The organism is Streptomyces sp. NBC_00984 (assembly GCF_045162475.1).
Taxonomy (GTDB): Bacteria; Actinomycetota; Actinomycetes; order Streptomycetales; family Streptomycetaceae; genus Streptomyces.
Window position 1 is genome coordinate 2,432,315 of record NZ_CP108734.1, and the last position, 17,404, is coordinate 2,449,718.

Below are 17,404 nucleotides of genomic sequence, written 5' to 3' on the forward strand. Positions count from 1 at the left end.
GTGGGGCGGGCGGGCCCGTCACTTCCCGGACATGCGTGCGTACGCACAATCGTACGTACAACAAAGGGAGCGGCCCCCTCAGTGGTGGGAACCGCTCCCTTCACGGCGAACTACTTGGCGCCGCCGGCCGCACCGCGGCGGATGCCGAGGCGGTCGACCAGCGCACGGAAGCGCTGGATGTCCTTCTTGGCCAGGTACTGAAGGAGGCGGCGACGCTGGCCGACCAGGATCAGCAGACCACGACGGGAGTGGTGGTCGTGCTTGTGCGTCTTGAGGTGCTCCGTCAGGTCCGAGATCCGGCGGGAGAGCATCGCGACCTGGACCTCGGGGGATCCGGTGTCACCCTCCTTCTGGGCGAACTCGGACATGATCTGCTTCTTCGTAGCGGCGTCGAGCGGCACGCGTACTCCTCTTGATGTTCGATGCGCCCACGAGTGCCCCTGGTCTTGATCGCAGGGGAGCTTCCGTGACTCGGAGGCGAAGGTCCGATGAGCGCAGCTCCCAGCATGATCCGGAAGGGCGTACACAAACGGCCGTCACACAGCGTACCAGCCCCCACGGCTCAGCTCGTCAGGGCCCTCGCCCTGCTGAAGACGTCCAGTACTGCCAGGCAGAGCGGGACCAGCGAGAGCAGGACGGCGCTCTCGGCCAGGTCGAGCAGGCGGCCCCAGAACGGGGAGAGGCCCTTGCGCGGAATGATCAGGCCGATCGCGGTGAGCAGGGCGGCCCCGGCGGCGACGGCCGCGGAGAGCCAGATCGTACGGATGTCCAGGGAGCTGCGGTCCCCGTACCGGACCAGGTCGAAGAGCAGGTCGGTCGGCGGGTTCAGGGAGAGGCCGAGGACCAGCAGGGCGACCGTGCCGAGGCCCGCCACCAGTACGCAGGCGACCTGGGAGGTGTAGCGGAACAGACGGGCGCGCAGCAGCATCGCGAGTCCGGCGGCCAGCGCCAGGAACTGGCCCCAGATGTTGTCCGAGAAGCCGAGCACGGCCCCGCATCCGACGACGACCGCCGCGCAGCCCCCGACCAGGCCGAGCAGCATCTCGTGGCCCCGGCGGGCCTGGGCCGCGATGCGTTCGGCGTCGACGGGGGCGCCCTGGGCCGCGGGCTCGGCGTACGGGTCGGCGAGGGTGTCGTCGTAGCCGCCGGGGGCGGTGCGCGGCGACGCGTAGCCGATGGGCAGCCGGGCGAACCGGGCGGAGAGGCCGGGCAGGAAGGCGACCAGGCCGAGGGTGGCCGGGGCGCAGACGGCGGCCGTCTGCGTGGCGGACGCCTCGGTGAGGATCGCGACGAAGGTCGCCAGGGTGCCGACGGTGGCGAGGAAGGTGGCCGCGACGAACGGGGCGTCGCCGCTCGGGGTGAGGACGACCAGCGCGACCGAGGCGATCAGGACGGCGACGCAGCCGAGCAGGAACTGCAGCCGGCCGGGGCCCTGGCCTGCGTCCGGGCCGATGACGCCGGAGCCCGCGATGAGTACGAGGGGCAGCGCGCCGAGGCCGAGGGCGACAGCGGTGGAGCGGTCGGTGTAGACCCGGGCGCGTACCCCCGCGAACGCGGTCAGCAGCAGTCCGGCGGAGCCCGCGATGATGCCGGGCAGGCTGTGCATGTCGTGCCTGACCGGGTCGGCGAACCAGAGCACGAAGCCCATCAGTACGAGCAGCAGCACCCCGCCGACCAGGCCCGCGCCGCGCAGCAGTTCGTCGCTCCACAGATGGCGGTCGCGGGTGACGGCCGAGGCGACGGCGTCCGAGACGTCGTCGAAGACGGCGGGCGGCAGGGACTGGGCGAAGGGGCGCAGGCTGAGGAGTTCGCCGTCGAGGACCTGCTGGGCGGCGAGGGTGCGCGCCCCGTCGAGGACCGTGCCGTCGCGGCGCACGAGGTGGTATCCGGTGGGGATTCCGGCTGCCTGGGTCTGGCCGGTGAGACGGAGGATCTCCGGGTAGACGTCCGCGACGGCGATGTCCTCCGGCAGGGCCACATCGATCCGGCTGTCGGGCGCCACGACGGTCACCCGGCAGAAGCCCGTCGCTGCAGTCGAACTCACGTGTCTGGTCCCCCTGATTCGCGGTTGCGCACGGTGCGCGCGCCACCCTACCGGGAGGGGGGCCGGTCATCTGCAAGTAGGATCGCCGTCGCGCGGAGGGACGTCCGCAAGCAAAGGCAGCCACGGGGGCTTCGGTGCACGTTCGGCCGGTCTTGTGCCCGTCCGTACCGAGGGACTGATGTTTCGGTGAGCCAGATCGTCGTGAAACGACCTCCGCGGGCCCTGCCGCCGGAAGTCCCCATGGACGAGTTGACGTTGGAGTCCCCTCCCGAACTGCCCCGCGGGCAGCAGGAGGGCATGCTGATGCAGATCCTGCCGGTGCTCGGCATGGGGTCGTCGGTGGTCTTCTTCTTCTCTCCGCAGGCACCTCCGTTCATGCGGATCATGGGTGTTCTGATGCTGGTCTCGACCGTCGGGATGGTGGTCGCCCAGCTGGTCCGCTATCGCCGCGGTACGCAGGGGCAAATGGCCGATGTCCGGCGCGACTACCTCAAGTACCTGGCGCAGACCCGGCGTACGGTGCGCCGGACGGCGCGCACCCAGCGGGACGCGCAGCTGTATCTGCAGCCCGCTCCGGACCAGTTGTGGTCGGTGGTCGCCGAGGGCGGCCGGGTGTGGGAACGGCGGATCGGCGACAAGGACTTCGGGCAGGTCCGGGTGGGGCTCGGGGCGCAGCAGCTGGCCACCCCGCTGATCGCTCCCGACACCGCCCCGGTGGACGAGCTGGAGCCGATGTGCGCGGGTGCGATGCAGCGGTTCCTCGCCGTGCACGGGTCGTTGGACGGGCTGCCGATGGCCGTGTCGATGCGGGCGTTCTACCACGTGACGGTCTCCGGCCGGCCGGAGGCGGCGCAGTCGGCCGCGCGGGCGCTGGTCGCCCAGTTGGTGACGCTGCACTCCCCCGAGGATCTGCTGGTCGCCGTGGTGGCGGCGCGGGGTGCGTTGGAGCGCTGGGACTGGACGAAGTGGCTGCCGCATCTGCAGCTGCCGTTGCAGGTCGACGGGGCCGGTACGAGGCGGCTGTTCGGGGACGACCTGGGTGAGCTGGAGCAGTTGCTGGCGGGCCGGCTGGAGGGGCGGCCGCGGTTCGGCCGGGAGAGTCAGCCGTTGCTGGACCAGCCGCACATCGTGGTGGTGCTGGACGGCGGGATGGTGCCGCCCGACTCGCTGTTCGCGGCGGCCGAGGGCATCCAGGGTGTGACGATCGTCGAGGTGGTGCCGGGCGAGCTCGACGAGCCGCGCGGCGGTCTGTCGGTGGTGGTGCGGCCGGGGCTGCTGCGGCTGGAGTCGGGTGCGGGGATGGCGTACGAGGGTGTGCCGGACGGGATGTCGCTGCCCGCGGCCGAGGCGCTGGCCCGGCAGCTGGCGCCGCTCAGGATGGGCGGGGGCGACGACGACGAGCCGTTGCTGGCGAACCTGGACTTCACGGATCTGCTGAATCTGGGCGACGCGGCTTCGGTCGATGTGGCGCGGACCTGGCGGCCGCGATCGGTCTCCGAGCGGCTGCGGGTGCCGATCGGCATCGGTGAGGACGGTCAGCCGGTGATGCTGGACCTGAAGGAGGCCGCGCAGGACGGCATGGGTCCGCACGGGCTGTGCGTCGGTGCGACGGGTTCCGGCAAGTCCGAGCTGTTGCGGACGCTGGTGCTGGGGCTCGCGGTCACGCACTCCTCGGAGACGCTGAACTTCGTGCTCGCGGACTTCAAGGGCGGCGCGACGTTCGCCGGGATGTCGCAGATGCCGCATGTGGCGGCCGTGATCACCAACCTCGCGGACGATCTGACGCTGGTCGACCGCATGGGGGACGCGATCCGCGGTGAGCTGCAGCGCCGGCAGGAGCTGCTGCGGTCGGCCGGCAACTACGCCAACATCCACGACTACGAGAAGGCACGGGCGGCGGGTGCGGCGCTTGAGCCGCTGGCCTCGCTGGTCCTGGTCATCGACGAGTTCTCCGAACTCCTCACCGCCAAGCCCGACTTCATCGACATGTTCATCCAGATCGGCCGGATCGGGCGTTCGCTGGGTGTGCATCTGCTGCTGGCCTCGCAGCGTCTGGAGGAGGGCAAGCTGCGCGGTCTCGACACCTATCTCTCGTACCGGGTCGGGCTGCGGACCTTCTCCGCCGCCGAGTCGCGTACGGCGCTCGGTGTGCCGGACGCGTACCACCTGCCGTCGGTGCCCGGTTCCGGCTATCTGAAGTTCGGTACGGACGAGATGACCCGGTTCAAGGCGGCCTATGTGTCGGGGACGTACCGCACGGGCGGCCCCGATCTGTCGGTGGGGGCGCTGCCGATCGAGCGGCGGCCCGCGCTGTTCAGCGCCCTTGAGGTGCCGGTGGTGTACGCGGCGCCCGACCCGGCGCATCTGGTGGCCGCGCGGGCAGGCGCGGACGACGACGCGCTCGCCGACACGGTGCTCGATGTGATCGTGCGCCGCCTGGAGGGGCAGGGGGTGCCCGCCCATCAGGTGTGGCTGCCGCCGCTGGACCGGGCGCCGACGCTGGACCAGCTGCTGCCGGGGCTCGCGCCGACCGCCGAGCGCGGGTTCACGGCGACGGAGTACACCCGTCCGGGCGGGCTGACCGTGCCGCTCGGTCTGATCGACAAGCCCTTCGAGCAGCGGCGCGAGGTGCTGTACCGGGACTTCTCGGGCGCGTCGGGTCACATGATGGTCGTCGGCGGTCCGCAGTCCGGAAAGTCGACGCTGGTGCGTACGCTCATCTCGTCGTTCGCCCTCACCCACACCCCGTACGAAGTGCAGTTCTACGGGCTGGACTTCGGTGGTGGCGGCCTGGTCTCGCTGGCGGATCTGCCGCATGTCGGCGGAATGGCCTCGCGGCTGGACCCGGAGCGGGTGCGGCGTACGGTCGCCGAGGTCGCGGGCGTGCTGAACCGGCGCGAGGAGTTCTTCCGCGCCCACTCCATCGACTCCATCGCCACCTACCGGCGCAGGCGCGCCCTGGGTGAACTGCCCGGCGAGCCCTGGGGCGATGTCTTCCTGGTGGTGGACGGCTGGGGCGGTTTCCGGTCCGAGTACGAGATGCTGGAGCAGGTCGTCACCGACATCGCCGCGCGCGGGCTCGGTTACGGCATCCATGTCGTGATCACGGCCGCGCGGTACATGGAGGTGCGGGCCGCGCTGAAGGACCAGATGCTGGGCCGGCTCGAGCTGCGGCTCGGCGACGTCATGGACTCCGAGTTCGACCGGAAGGTCGCGGCCAATGTGCCGGCCGGTGTCCCGGGCCGGGGTCAGGTGGCGCAGAAGCTGCACTTCATGGGCGCGCTGCCGCGTATCGACGGTTCCAGCAGCGCCGCGGATCTCTCCGACGGCACGGCCGCGTTCGTCGCGGCGGTGAAGGCGAACTGGGCGGGTCCCGCCGCGCCGCCCGTGCGGCTGCTGCCGCGCAAGCTGCCGGCCGATCAGCTGCCGAAGGGCTTCGAGTTCCCGCAGCGGGGCATCGCGATCGGTATCGACGAGACCGATCTGGAGCCGGTGTTCGTCGACTTCGAGACCGATCCGTTCTTCCTGGTCTTCGGGGAGAGCGAGTCGGGCAAGACCAATCTGCTGCGGCTGATCGCGAAGCAGATCTCGGAGCGCTACTCCCCCGACGAGGCGAAGCTCGTCGTCGGTGACTACCGGCGGGGTCTGCTGGGTGCGCTGCCGGAGGGCCATCTGCTGGAGTACGCGCCGATGGCGAGCTCGATGCAGATGCACATGGAGGCGCTGGCGGGCGTCTTCGCGCGCCGGCAGCCGCCGACCGATGTCACACCGCAGCAGCTGCGCGACCGCAGTTGGTGGACCGGGCCGCAGATCTTCATCATCGTCGACGACTACGACCTGGTGGCGACGAACGCGGGCAATCCGCTGGCCCCGCTGGCGGAGTACCTGCCGTTCGCCCGCGACACCGGGGTCCGCTTCGTCATCGCGCGGAACTCCGCCGGGGCCTCGCGGTCGATGTACGAGGGGTTCATGCAGCGCATCAAGGAGCTGGGGGCGCAGGGTGTCGTCCTTTCCGGTGACCCGGGCGAGGGCGATCTGATCGGTACGGTGCGCGGGCACGCGATGCCGCCGGGGCGCGGGTACTTCGCCTCGCGGCGCCGGGGCAACCCACTGGTGCAGATCGGGCGGCTGCCGGAGCAGCGTTGAGCGAGGGGAGCCGGGGCGTGGTTCTCCCGCACCCCGGCTCCTTGGGTGGGCACAGGTGTACTAGCGTCTACCGGTGTGATCTTCACGCCTTCGGGCAGGTCACCAGGTGTACGACAGTCGCTGTTACGGGGAATCTCATGGGTTTTGACGAGGAATGGGGTCTGCTGCGCGGGCAGGCCGCGGAGCGGCAGAGCACCCACATGCAGCTGAACGGTACGGGCGACGGTCCTTTGTCCGGCCCCGGCGGCAAGGACTTCGCCTCGACACCGGCGCAGAAGACGGCCGCGGCGAACACGATCGAGACCGAGCTGGAGCCGAACACCAAGAAGGCCACCGACCGGGCGGACGAGACGTCCACCGCGGCGGTCAAGGAGTTCGACGGCTGGGACACCGGGGCGGGTCTCAAGAAGGTGATGGAGACCTGGGACAAGCAGGTGAAGGTCCTGATGGGCCGGCTGTCCATGGAGAAGGGAGCGCTGCGCGGCGCGTCCAGTCTCTTCGCCGGCAACGACCAGCTGATCAAGTCCCAGTTCACTCCGTTGCTCAAGCCACAGCCCGGCCCGTACGCCTCCGGGCTCGACGGACTGTAGGGCTGGGAACCGGCGACGTCCGCATCGCGGCCACCGCCTGGAGGCCGCAACGATGGGCTGAGGAAAGGATCTCGACGAGCATGCGAGGGGCCCTGGTCAGCTGCGCCTTCCATATCGGTGACGAGGCCGTCGAGGTCCATGCGGTCGTCACCGGGAAGCTTCGGGCGGAGCCCGTGCTCACACCGGTGATCACGAGCGCCGGACGGTTGCCGCCGGACGGCGTCACCTCATATCCGGAGCGCACCGCGGCCGGGCGGCCGGGCGAGCCGGTGGTCGCCGATTCGGGTGCCTGCGCCACCGTACGGCTGAATCCCGTGGGGGCCGGCGATGCCGCCCTCCTGCTGGTGACGGCCGGGGCCGCAGGACGCACCACGTTCACCGCGCAACAGGTCACCGCGCCGGCCCGAGGGCTCCACGCACAGATCGCCTGACGGTACGAGAACCGAACAAGCCACGGGGGACACACATGCTCACCTACCACGACGTGATGACCACCGATCTCAGTCAACTGACCACGGCCGCGGGCAAGTGGGACGAGATGGCTGCGGAGATCAAGAAGGTGGCTGACCGCTACAAGGACAGCGTCCAGAAGATCACGCTCGGGCCCTCCTGGGCGGGCGTGAGTGCCCAGACCGCCCACACCAACTTCGCCGCCACCCAGTACGAGTACACGGCCGCCCAGACGGAGGCGAAGGCCATAGCCTCGCTGCTGCGCGACGCGCACGAGGACTTCGTGCGGCTCAAGAAGAACCTGGAGTCCAAGCGCGCGGAGGCCGTCAAGGCGGGGATGCGCGTCTCCGAGAGCGGAGTGGTCAGTTACGACTACGACAAGCTCACGCCCGGAGAACGTTCCTCCATGCACCACGACCCGGACTTCGCACAGAGCGTCAGCAAGGCCGCGGCGTCGTGGACCGAGGCGATCAACGCGTGCGTCAAGGCGGTGGACGACGCTGACCAGGGGGTGAAGATCGCACTCGACGCGGTCACCAAGGACGGCTACGGCGACAAGAACGACGAGACCCTGGGTGTCGGCTTCAACAATCACGCGTACGGCGACATCGAGAAGTACGAGGCGGAGAACACGGCGGACATCGCCACCCGGCTCAACAACGGCGAGAAGGTCTCCGCCGCCGACATGGCCGAGTTCCAGCGTGCGGTGCGGGACAACCACGGCGACAAGGCGTTCTCGCAGACACTGCTGAACAGATTGGGTCCGGACGGCCTGGTCAAGGTCACCAACCGGCTCAACGACCGTGCCTACGACTCCGACAAGAAGCACAAGGGCCAGTACCTGGAGATCGAGAAGAACCTCGGGAACACGATCGCCACCGCGACCAAGGTGCCCGGTAGTGTCCGGGACGCCCCGCCCGGATCGGCCGCGTTCAAGAAGTGGGTGGACAGCGGGGACGGGAAGTTCTACCGGGAGTGGATGGAGGGGATCGACAAGACCGGCGGCAAGGACTACGAGGACGAGGTCGGCAACCCGCTCTACGGCTACCAGACCGTCGTCAGCGTGATGCAGCGGGCCGATACGCCGTTCGACGACCAGTTCCTCTACGACATGGGCGACAAGCTCATCGAGGCCGAGAAGAACCACCCCGGAATCTTCGAGAAATGGAGTCACGGCCACAACGGGATCGAGACGGACGCCATCGACGGTGTGTTGGACGTGATGAGCCGGAACCCCGACGCGGCCACCGCGTTCTTCGACCCGGACGGCAACGGGGCCGACCCGAACCACGTCAAGAACGACCACCTGAAGTACCTCGCGGGCAGTGGCGACGATTCCCGCACCTGGCCCCGGAACACCATCACGGGCGTGGCCGTGACCACGATGGACGACCCGACGAGCCGCATGGGTCTCGGCGCTGCGCTCGAAGCCGCCGCCACCGGTCACGTGCCGCTGGGCACCGGGCAGGACCCGTGGCCGGAGGCCGAGCACAGCGAGGCGCAGGCCCGGGTCATGAACGGCATCCTGGAACAGCTCGCGCCGGGCGAGGGCGAGGGCACCGACGCGTCCGTACCGAAGAATCTGCGACTGCCCCTCGCCAACGCCCTGGGCGATTACGCCTCCGACACCCACGAGATCATCAGCGAGACGTCGGGCGACCACATCCACAACCGGGTCGAAGGGTACTTCGTCGACGAGGACGGCCGGGGCCACCTCTCGACCACGTCGAAGGACCTCATCCAGGTGATGCGTGGGCTCTCCGACGACCCGAACGCCTATGCCACGCTCCACAAGGCCGAGGCGCGTCATCTCAACGCCCTGCTGGACAACATCCCGAATGGGAAGACGGACTTCAATCACAGCGGCAGCTTGGGGGACGCGGGTGCGGTCCTCGGCGCGTACACGGCGATCCGCGAGGACGTGATCAACGACGAGCGGATGAGCGAGTACAGCAAGGCCGACTGGAAGTCGAAGATGGCCTACCACGTGGTCGGCGGGGCCGTCACACCCCTCACCCTGCCAATCGGCGGAAGGGCGCTACCCATCGGTGACGCAATTCAGCGCGGTGTGGACACCTGGGCCTGGGAGTGGGGCAACCAGATGAAGGGCGAAGTCGACGTGAAGGCCAACGCCGCGATCGCCGACGAGTATCTCGATGCGTCCATGCAGGTCACCGAGACCCTCGACGGCTGGGCCGCAGGGCGTGACGACATCGACACCAACACCGATGACGGCAAGGCGAAACTCAGAACGCTGAATCGACTCATGCTCGATGGTCGGACGACCGGCAGCACCCAAGCCCACAAGTACCTGACCGACACCACCAATTGACCGCCCCGAGCAACACGTCCCCGGCCCGACCGGTCGCTCCCCACCTGCCGCGGAGGAACACCACATGTCCGAACCATCCGCCGACAAGCCCCCCAGCCGCCGTCCCCTGTACGCGGTCACCGCCGCCCTGCTCGCCGTGGCCATGGCCGGGGGCGCGTGGTTCCTGCTCGGCCGGGGGCAGCCGACGGACCACTGCGGCAAGCTCATCAAGGATGATCGTGTCAAGTCCGCGCTCGGCTCGCGCCACTCGGCCGACATGAGTTGCGCGGATCTGGGTGCGGCGGTGAAGGCCGCCACCACCGGCGGCAAGGCGGCACCGCACACCCGGTCCCAGGCCGACAGCATGAAGAAGATCCTGCTCGTCGTGAACGACAGTCTCGTCCACGACGACCGGACTCTCGCTGCGGATCTCCGGATGCCACTCGCCGCATCCCTGGCCGACTACGCGAACGACATCCAGGAGATCCTGGACGGCACCAACTCCGAGTACACCCGTTGGGCCTCCCCGAGCAGCATCGCGTGGCAGGACGAAACGGGCTACCACTTCTCGGTGTTCCGGGGCGAACTCGTCCGCGTACTGCGGGGCGTCTCGGAGGAACCGACGGCGTACGCGATCCTGCGCAATGCCCAGACGCGATGGGGTGCGGCGCAGCTCGGTTCGCTGACCGCGGAGGCGAAGAGCAACGTTCTGGAAGGTGCGCCGGTCACCAATGCCTCGGCTCTGGGCGGCTACGACGCGATCGCGGCCGACGTGGTGCGGGACAAGGAGGCCTCGGCCGCGGCCCGGTGGGGGGACGCGGTGTACACGGCCCTGAGCAGCCCCGAGGCGACCGCGTCGGCGACTCCTCGATCCGCACTGTCCGGCCGGATCGCCGAGAAGTGGCGGGCGTCTCTGGCATCAGTACCGGCCAAGGAACGGACGGACCACCTGCGCGAGCAGGGCACGTTCATGTTCACCACCTGGGCCAAGGCGGCGGGGGTGGGCCGTGACCGGGCGGCGCCGGTGGAGGCGCAGTGCCATCGCACCGGTCAGGAGCAGTACGCCGCACTCGCCCAGAGCCTGAGAATGTCGTGACGATCGGGGAGCTGGAGAACGACATCCACAACGGCCGGGACCGGGGCGGTGACTTATCGTACGAATGGCCCGGCCGTCGGGGCGAACTGACGGCGTCCCAGGACCGAAGCAGAGCGATGACGTGCTGATGAACTACACGACGGAGCGGCCCCGCCTGCCGAACGCGTGGGTACCACCACGGTGCGGAAGCTGTCCATTCCCGGCGGTGGTGCACGGTGGCGGGGATAGTCTGCTCACGGGCGACGAACACGTTCCGCCACAGGAGAGGAAAGGCACCTGATGGGCACGCAAGCGGAGAAGGACGAGCTGTACGCACTCGACATCTCGGGGGTGGAGTGGCTGAGCGCGCCCGGCACCGAGGAGGCCGAGGAGCGCGTCGAGATCGCGCATCTGCCGGGCGGTGCGGTGGCGATGCGGTCCTCGCTGGATCCCGGGACGGTGTTGCGGTACACCGAGGCCGAGTGGCGGGCCTTCGTCCTGGGCGCGCGGGACGGCGAGTTCGACCTGAAGTAGTCGGCTGACATACGGAAGGAGGGGCACGCTCCGACGAGCGTGCCCCTCCTTCCGTATGTCAGCGGTCAGAACGCCTCGGTGAAGGCGCGGGAGGCCCTGTGGTCCGTGGAGCGGTAGCTGTCCTTGCCGTTCTCGACGATCCTCGCGACGTGCTCCAGGCGGTCCTTCATGTGTTCCGCCCGGCCCTTGTACTTGCCCTGCAGGGTCACGTACTCACCGTGGGCCACACCGTCCCAGGTGTCGGTGACGACCTTGAGCGCGGCGTCCATCTCTTCGAGGTCCTTGACGATGTTCTTCGACACCGTGCGGATGCGGTTGGCCATCTCCTGGACGGTTTCGTACTTGACCTTGGTGTTCGGGTCGTGCCCCATGTGTCTTCTCCTCGGTGCTCGGCGTGTGCGGAAGGGGTGGTACGGCGCCGCTCAGACGTTGTTCAGCCCGGAGGTGTTGGCGGGCAGCGCCTGCTCCTTGACCGGACTGAAGGCCGCGCGGACCTCTTCGTCGTTGGCGTTGCTGAGGTTCTTGGTGCCTTCCACCGCGTTGAGCAGGACGTCGAGGAGCCGACGGATCTGGTCGTGGTCCTCGTTGATCATCAGCTGCGCGGACTTGAACCCCGAGGCACCGACGCCCGTCCATCCGGCGCCGACCGTCTCCAGGATGTCGGCCAGTTCCCTGGACTGACGGGACACCGCGCGACCCGTCTCGATGATCTTGTTCTTCGCCTGGACGATCGGATCGTCGGCAAGTCCGAAACCGCCTGAGGGGCTGGTCATCCGGAAGTCCTATCTCTCGGTTCCCTGGCCTGTCCGTCTGTCACGGTCAGGATCCTTCCGTTCCCATGTGCTCCGGCAAAGGAATGAGGAAGGTCCGGGCCGGGGAAGCGCCGTCTCGGCATTCCCGTGCCCCGAATTCGGCGTCGGCCACTTCTCGTTCCCCCGTCACACACGTGAAGTCTGTTACCACCCTAGCCACTTCGCGGTCTCTCCCCAACTGCTCTTCGCCGGGAGCCGGTCACATCGCCGGGCGGTCGTGTCATCGCGCGACGCGCCTCCGGCGGGCGTCCCGGACCACCGTCGCGGCCCCGGCGATCACGCCGACCAGGACGGCTGCCGCGGCCAGCGCGTAGGTGGCGTACCGCTCGCTGCGCTCCTGCGGCGTCTCCGACAGGGAGAGGCGCGCGGGCTCGGGGGCCGGTGCCTTCGGCGGTGCCGGGTCCGGATGCGGCGCGTTCTGCGGGGTGTCGTCCCCGGACAGGGCACGGACCGGGTCGACGACGCCCCAGCCGACGTAGTCGTCGTGGCCGGTGACGGAGCGTTCGGCGGTCTGCTCGATCCGGGCGACGATCTGGGCCGCCGTCCACTTCGGGTACTTGGCGCGCATCAGGGCGGCGACCCCGGCGACGTAAGGGGCGGAGAAGCTGGTGCCGTTGTCGGTGCACTGCCCGTAGCCGGGGACGGTGGAGACGATGTCGACGCCCGGGGCGGCGACCCCGACGAAATCGCCGGCCTGGGAGAACGGGGCGCGCTCGTTGTTGCGGTCGGACGAGGCGACGGCGAGGACTCCGTCGAAGGCGGCGGGGTAGGTGCGTTTCAGCCTGCCGTCCATGCCGTCGTTGCCCGCGGAGGCGACCACGACGATGTCCTTGGCGAGCGCCCTGGCCACCGCCCGGCCCAGCGTGGACGTCTCGTCCAGGGCCTTGGTCGTGTCCTGGGAGATGTTGATGACCTTGGCCCCCTTGTCGATCGCGTGGCCGATCGCGGTGGCCATCGTGGTGTCCTTGCCGCTGTTCTTCTCGTCGTTCTGGCGGATCGGGATGATCGTGGCCTCGGGGGCCAGCCCGACGAACCCGGTGCCCTTGCGGGGGCGGGCGGCGATGATGCCGGCGACCTTGGTGCCGTGGCCGACCTCGTCGACCGTGCCGTCGCTCTTGCCGCCCTTGAGGTAGTCGGCGCCCGCCGATGCGTCGACGGCCGTCCTGAGCTGCGGGTTGACGTCGTCCACGCCGGTGTCGATGACCGCGACGCGTACGCCCTTGCCCTTGGTGTCCTGCCAAAGTTCGTCCAGCAGGACGCGCTGCAGCGGCCAGGGGCGGCCCTCGTACTGCCGCTTCATCGGGAAGGTGCACTCGCCGCCGCCGTCTATGCCCACGTCGCCGGACCCCCGGGCGCCCTCGGCGGCGTACGCGGCCGCCGGCCCCGCCAGTGCGGCCAGCGCGGCGGTGATCGCCGCCGCGCGGGCCGTCTTCCGGTACCCCATCCGTATCTCTCCCCCATGCCGCACGCTGCCCGCCGCGTTCCGCAATGTCATGAACCCTGGGGCTGGCGGGCGCTGTTGGTGTCCAGCCTGGGCCCCTTGGACAGGAAGTCCGACCATTCGATCGGTACGAGGGCGGGCATCACCTTCTCGTATCCGAGCCTGCTCTGCGCCTGGCTGGGCTCGGGGCGGCCGTCCGACTGCTTCTGCTGGTCGCCGGTGCCGATGTCGGAGCGCCTGGCGTCGCTGTCGCCGTTCGCCTGGACCGCGTAGCGCAGTCCGGTGTCGGTCACCAGGAAGAGTGATCCGTCGGGCCTGGTCTGCCGGCCCCGGACCTGGGTGTAGAGCAGGCCGCTGCCGGGGGTGACGTAGGTGCTGGTGCCACCGGCGGCGATGGAGGCGGGATACGCGGTACTCGCCCAGGTGCTCAGGGTGGTCCGGCCCGAGCTGTCGACCTTGCGCAGCACGCTGCAGATGGTGTCGCGGCCGGCGCTGCCGCCCTCGGCGGAGTTCACCGGGGGGTCGGTCTTGTGGGCCGGCCAGTGTGCGGCCTGGCCGGCGAAGGCCGCGGTGTCGGGCACGAAGTCCTGGAGGCCGACGGCGCGGGCCTCGCCCTCCAGGTTCAGCTCGGCCGTCTGCGGCGAGTTGATCAGCAGCCAGGCGGTGAACTCGGAGACGCGCTGGACCTTTCCTTCGAGCACCACGTAGTAACTGGTGCCCTCGCCGGTCCTGGTCCGAAGGACCATGCCGACCGTGTTCTCCTCGGCGGAGAGCTGCCCCGCGACGTGCGCCGGGGCACCGACGTTGCCGGGGATCCGCGGGAAGACGACCGGGCTGCCGTCGTGCAGGGTGGCCAGCCAGTCGTCGGTGACGGACTGCGGCTGCCTGCTCCCGACCAGGGCGTTGGTCAGATGGCCGCTGTCGGCGGCGGTCTCGGCGATGCGGTACTTGGTGCCCTTCGCGTCGACGAGGTAGCGGGCCCGGTCCTGGCCCTGGACGTAGAGCACCTGGCCGCCACCGAGCTTCTGCCTGCCCTCGGTCAGCCTGTTGTCACGTGCGCCGAAGACGAAGGCGGCCTTCTGCACGGTGTTGCCCTTGCCGCCGGGCTGTACGCAGACGGCCCACCGCTTCGCCGTCCCGGCGTCCTTGGCCTCGGGCAGCCGGTCGGGGGCGTACGGGATGCCGAGGATCGGTCCGCGCGGGGGCTTGCCCGCGTCCAGGACGTCGTCCGCGACCTGGATGACGTCGTAGTCCGCCGGGTTGAGCAGCAACCGGGCCGAGGCCAGGTTGAGCACGGGGTGCAGCAGGGTCTTTTTCTTCTTGCCCTTGCCCGTGGTGAGCACGACGTAGCGGGTGGTGGATTTCTTGCCGACGATCACCTTGGTGGCGGGCTTGTCCCAGCCCTTGGGAGCGGTGGGTTTGAACATGCCGACGGCACCGAAGCCCGCGAGGATCAGGGCCCCGACGATCACGCTCGGCAGGACCGCGCGCAGCGGACGTGGAGCGCCCTCCTCGGTGCCGTTGGACGAGGGTTGGAGGAATGCCGCCACCGTGCGTTTCTTCGCGAAGGTGTATGCGTTGAGCTCATCCCGCCGTGATGCCATGAGTCGCTTCGTCTCCCGTGTCTCCCCGCGCGGCACCGGAAGCGGTCGCGTCGCCGGCCGCCGGGCCGGGTCGCGATGCCGGACCTCGGTGCCGGACCGGCCCCCTACTATGCCTGCTGACCGCGGGCGGTGGTGGGGCGGGTAGGGTGATCCGGCCGCCAAGGCCCCGAGCGGGACAGGCGGATTACGGGTGGAGTTGGGGACCGACGAACGGGGGGAACGCCGGAATGACGGCTTCCGCGACACGGGCACGTCCGGCCGGGAACGCGACGGGCCCCGCGGCTCCGGGGGCCGGTGGTCCACCTGCTCCGCACGGCCCCGCACAGCGTTCCCGCGGACCTGTCTCCGGCCGGGCCGACGGACGGGTCGGAAAGCTCGGTTCGTTCCGATTGCAACAACTCGTGCTGCTGGAAGTCGCGGCGGCACTGCTGCTCGCGGCCTGGGTGGTCGATCCGCTGCTGCTGGCCCCGGCCGTGGTGATCGCCGGACTGCTGGTGCTGCTGGCCGTCGTGCGCCGACATCGCCGTTCGCTGCCCGAGTTGCTGGGCACCGTCCTCTCGTTGCACGCGCGTTCCCGCAGGGCCGGTGCGCTGGAGCTGCCCGCGGGCACGGAGCCGGGCATCGCGCCCGTCGTCGAGTGCGATCCGGCGCTGCGCACGTACTCCTTCAGCGACCGTGACCGGCGGCCGGTCGGCATGATCGGTGACGGTACGTTCGTCACGGCCGTCCTCCAAGTGGAGTCGGACGTCTCGGCGCTCAGGCCGGACCGGGCCGCGCAGCCGCTGCCCCTGGCGCTCGTACGGGATGTGCTCGAAGTCGACGGCATCCGGCTGGAGTCGGCGCAGATCGTGCAGCACACCCAGCCCGCGCCAGCCCCGCATCTGCCTCAGCAGTCCGTCGCCGCACGCAACTACGCGCCGCTGCAGGCCCAGACGGGTTCGCCCGCCGTCCGGATCACCTGGATCGCGCTCAAACTGGACCCGGAGCTGTGCCCGGAGGCCGTGCAGGCGCGCGGCGGTGGCATCACGGGGGCGCAGAAGTGCGTGGTGCGCGCGGCCGACCAGTTGTCCAGTCGGCTGACCGGGGCCGGTTTCCGCGCGACGGTGCTGACCGAGCAGGAGTTGACGTCCGCGATCGCGACCTCGGTCTGTGCCAGTGCGCCGGCCATGACGCAGGCCGGTCTGATCGGGACGCCGGTGCGCCGCACCGAGGAGACCGCGCGGACCTGGCGCTGCGACGACCGGTGGCACACCACCTACTGGGTGGCCCGCTGGCCGCAGTTGGGCGGCACCGGCGGTGCGGCGATGCCGCAGCTCGTGGCCCTGCTCACCTCGATCCCGGCGCTCGCCACGACCTTCAGCCTGACGCTGGGGCACGGCGAGCGGCAGGGTGTCTCGATCACCGGACACCTCCGGATCACCGGCCGCAGCGACGAGGAACTGCTGGGCGCCCGCCATGAGTTGGAGCGCACCGCCCGCGGGGTCAGGACCTCGCTGGTACGGCTCGACCGCGAGCAGCTGCCCGGCGTGCTCGCCACACTGCCGCTCGGGGGTACCCGCTGATGTCCGCACCCACGAGCGCCAGGGCCCGGCTCGGCTTCGGGCTGATCGGTCCGCGGCGCGCACGGCAGTCGGTCTCGCTCGACCAGTTGGCGTCGCTGGCCCTGCCGGTCGGCGACGACGGTGTGGTGATCGGCGTGGACGCCCTTGGCCGCCCCGCCGTGCTGGGGATCAACCGGCCGACTCCGTACGAGGTCACGCTGATCGGCGGAGTGTGGACGGCACAGGTGCTCGCGCTGCGGGCGGCCGCCACCGGTGCGCGGATCGTCGTGGAGACCGGGCGGGCCCAGACGTGGACGGGGCTCGCGCACGCGGCGGGCGGCGGTCAGCCGTGCGTCACGCTGCACGATGTCGGACGGGTGCCGCCGCAGGGGCCGTCGGCCGGTTCGCCGGTGGTCGTGGTGCGGGACTGCGGCATGCGGCCACCGCGCGGGCGGGTGGTGTCCGGGCCGTGGCAGTCGGTGCTGACGCTGCTGCCGTATCTCAGCCCGGTGGCACCGAGGCTGATCGAGAAGTCGGCGCTGGTCGGCATTCAGCGGGTATCCCCTGACGAAGCGGCACAGATCGGTCGCGCACTGCACCTTCCGGCCGCCGAGACGCAGGCGTTGTCCACACTGGCGGACGGGGTCACGCTCTGGTGCGCGGGGCGCGACCGGCAGTTCGTGATGACCCAGGCGACCGATGCCGAGACCGGACTGCTGGGCGGCGCGCGCAGGATGGACTGACCGGCGCGGTCCGCTCGCGCCTGCCCGCACGGAACGTTCGCCTTTCCGTACACGGATGTACATGTTTGACCGCTTCGCCCTTCACGCTGTGCCGTACTCGGTCCACTTGAGGG

Annotated in this window: 14 protein-coding genes; 8 read left to right on the forward strand and 6 right to left on the reverse strand. The window is 70.0% G+C overall.

What is annotated here, in order from left to right:
* Nucleotides 1-110 precede the first annotated feature (110 nt).
* Nucleotides 111-401 carry a 30S ribosomal protein S15 gene (gene rpsO / locus OG520_RS10360; RefSeq protein ID WP_003965855.1) on the reverse strand — a complete coding sequence of 97 codons (291 nt, stop codon included), beginning with the start codon at nt 399-401 and terminating at the stop codon, nt 111-113.
* Nucleotides 402-562: 161 nt separating this feature from the next.
* The gene (gene eccD / locus OG520_RS10365) at nt 563-2,044 is read right to left on the reverse strand and encodes a type VII secretion integral membrane protein EccD (protein ID WP_399335846.1); all 1,482 of its coding nucleotides are present in this window, start codon (nt 2,042-2,044) and stop codon (nt 563-565) included.
* 186 nt (nt 2,045-2,230) lie between these two features.
* Between eccD and eccCa the strand changes: the two genes are divergently transcribed.
* The 6 genes from eccCa (at nt 2,231) to OG520_RS10395 (ending at nt 11,150) form a co-directional block, all read left to right on the forward strand.
* Nucleotides 2,231-6,190 (forward strand): type VII secretion protein EccCa, encoded by a 3,960-nt coding sequence (gene eccCa, locus OG520_RS10370; RefSeq protein ID WP_399335848.1) that lies wholly within the window; start codon nt 2,231-2,233, stop codon nt 6,188-6,190.
* A gap of 137 nt (nt 6,191-6,327) precedes the next feature.
* Nucleotides 6,328-6,780, forward strand: coding sequence for a hypothetical protein (locus tag OG520_RS10375; RefSeq protein WP_266427505.1), 453 nt, complete (start codon nt 6,328-6,330; stop codon nt 6,778-6,780).
* Nucleotides 6,781-6,860: 80 nt separating this feature from the next.
* Nucleotides 6,861-7,211, forward strand: coding sequence for a hypothetical protein (locus OG520_RS10380; protein WP_399335850.1), 351 nt, complete (start codon nt 6,861-6,863; stop codon nt 7,209-7,211).
* 35 nt (nt 7,212-7,246) lie between these two features.
* The gene (locus OG520_RS10385; protein WP_406012976.1) at nt 7,247-9,562 is read left to right on the forward strand and encodes a hypothetical protein; all 2,316 of its coding nucleotides are present in this window, start codon (nt 7,247-7,249) and stop codon (nt 9,560-9,562) included.
* A 64-nt stretch (nt 9,563-9,626) separates the two neighbouring features.
* Entirely contained in the window at nt 9,627-10,637 is a 1,011-nt protein-coding gene (locus OG520_RS10390) for a hypothetical protein (protein ID WP_406012977.1), read from the forward strand.
* 279 nt (nt 10,638-10,916) lie between these two features.
* On the forward strand, nt 10,917-11,150 hold the full coding sequence (locus OG520_RS10395; protein ID WP_329813693.1) for a DUF397 domain-containing protein: 234 nt from the start codon (nt 10,917-10,919) through the stop codon (nt 11,148-11,150).
* Nucleotides 11,151-11,215: 65 nt separating this feature from the next.
* Here OG520_RS10395 and OG520_RS10400 read toward each other — a convergent pair whose 3' ends face one another.
* The 4 genes from OG520_RS10400 to eccB all read right to left on the reverse strand — a co-directional run bounded on the left by OG520_RS10400 (nt 11,216) and on the right by eccB (nt 15,007).
* On the reverse strand, nt 11,216-11,521 hold the full coding sequence (locus OG520_RS10400) for a WXG100 family type VII secretion target (RefSeq protein WP_266427489.1): 306 nt from the start codon (nt 11,519-11,521) through the stop codon (nt 11,216-11,218).
* 51 nt (nt 11,522-11,572) lie between these two features.
* Entirely contained in the window at nt 11,573-11,923 is a 351-nt protein-coding gene (locus OG520_RS10405; RefSeq protein WP_266427486.1) for a hypothetical protein, read from the reverse strand.
* Between the two features lie 259 nt (nt 11,924-12,182).
* Nucleotides 12,183-13,406: a type VII secretion-associated serine protease mycosin gene (gene mycP, locus OG520_RS10410; protein WP_406012978.1), complete on the reverse strand. Its 1,224-nt coding sequence runs from the start codon at nt 13,404-13,406 to the stop codon at nt 12,183-12,185.
* 47 nt (nt 13,407-13,453) lie between these two features.
* Nucleotides 13,454-15,007, reverse strand: coding sequence for a type VII secretion protein EccB (eccB, locus tag OG520_RS10415; protein WP_399335862.1), 1,554 nt, complete (start codon nt 15,005-15,007; stop codon nt 13,454-13,456).
* Nucleotides 15,008-15,234: 227 nt separating this feature from the next.
* On the opposite strand from eccB, the gene eccE reads away from it, so the two are divergent.
* Complete coding sequence (eccE, locus tag OG520_RS10420; RefSeq protein WP_406012979.1) at nt 15,235-16,569, forward strand: type VII secretion protein EccE; 1,335 nt, start codon at nt 15,235-15,237, stop codon at nt 16,567-16,569.
* Nucleotides 16,569-17,291 carry a hypothetical protein gene (locus OG520_RS10425; RefSeq protein ID WP_406012980.1) on the forward strand — a complete coding sequence of 241 codons (723 nt, stop codon included), beginning with the start codon at nt 16,569-16,571 and terminating at the stop codon, nt 17,289-17,291. The genes eccE and OG520_RS10425 overlap by 1 nt, the downstream gene beginning before the upstream one ends.
* The last annotated feature ends 113 nt before the right edge of the window (nt 17,292-17,404 follow it).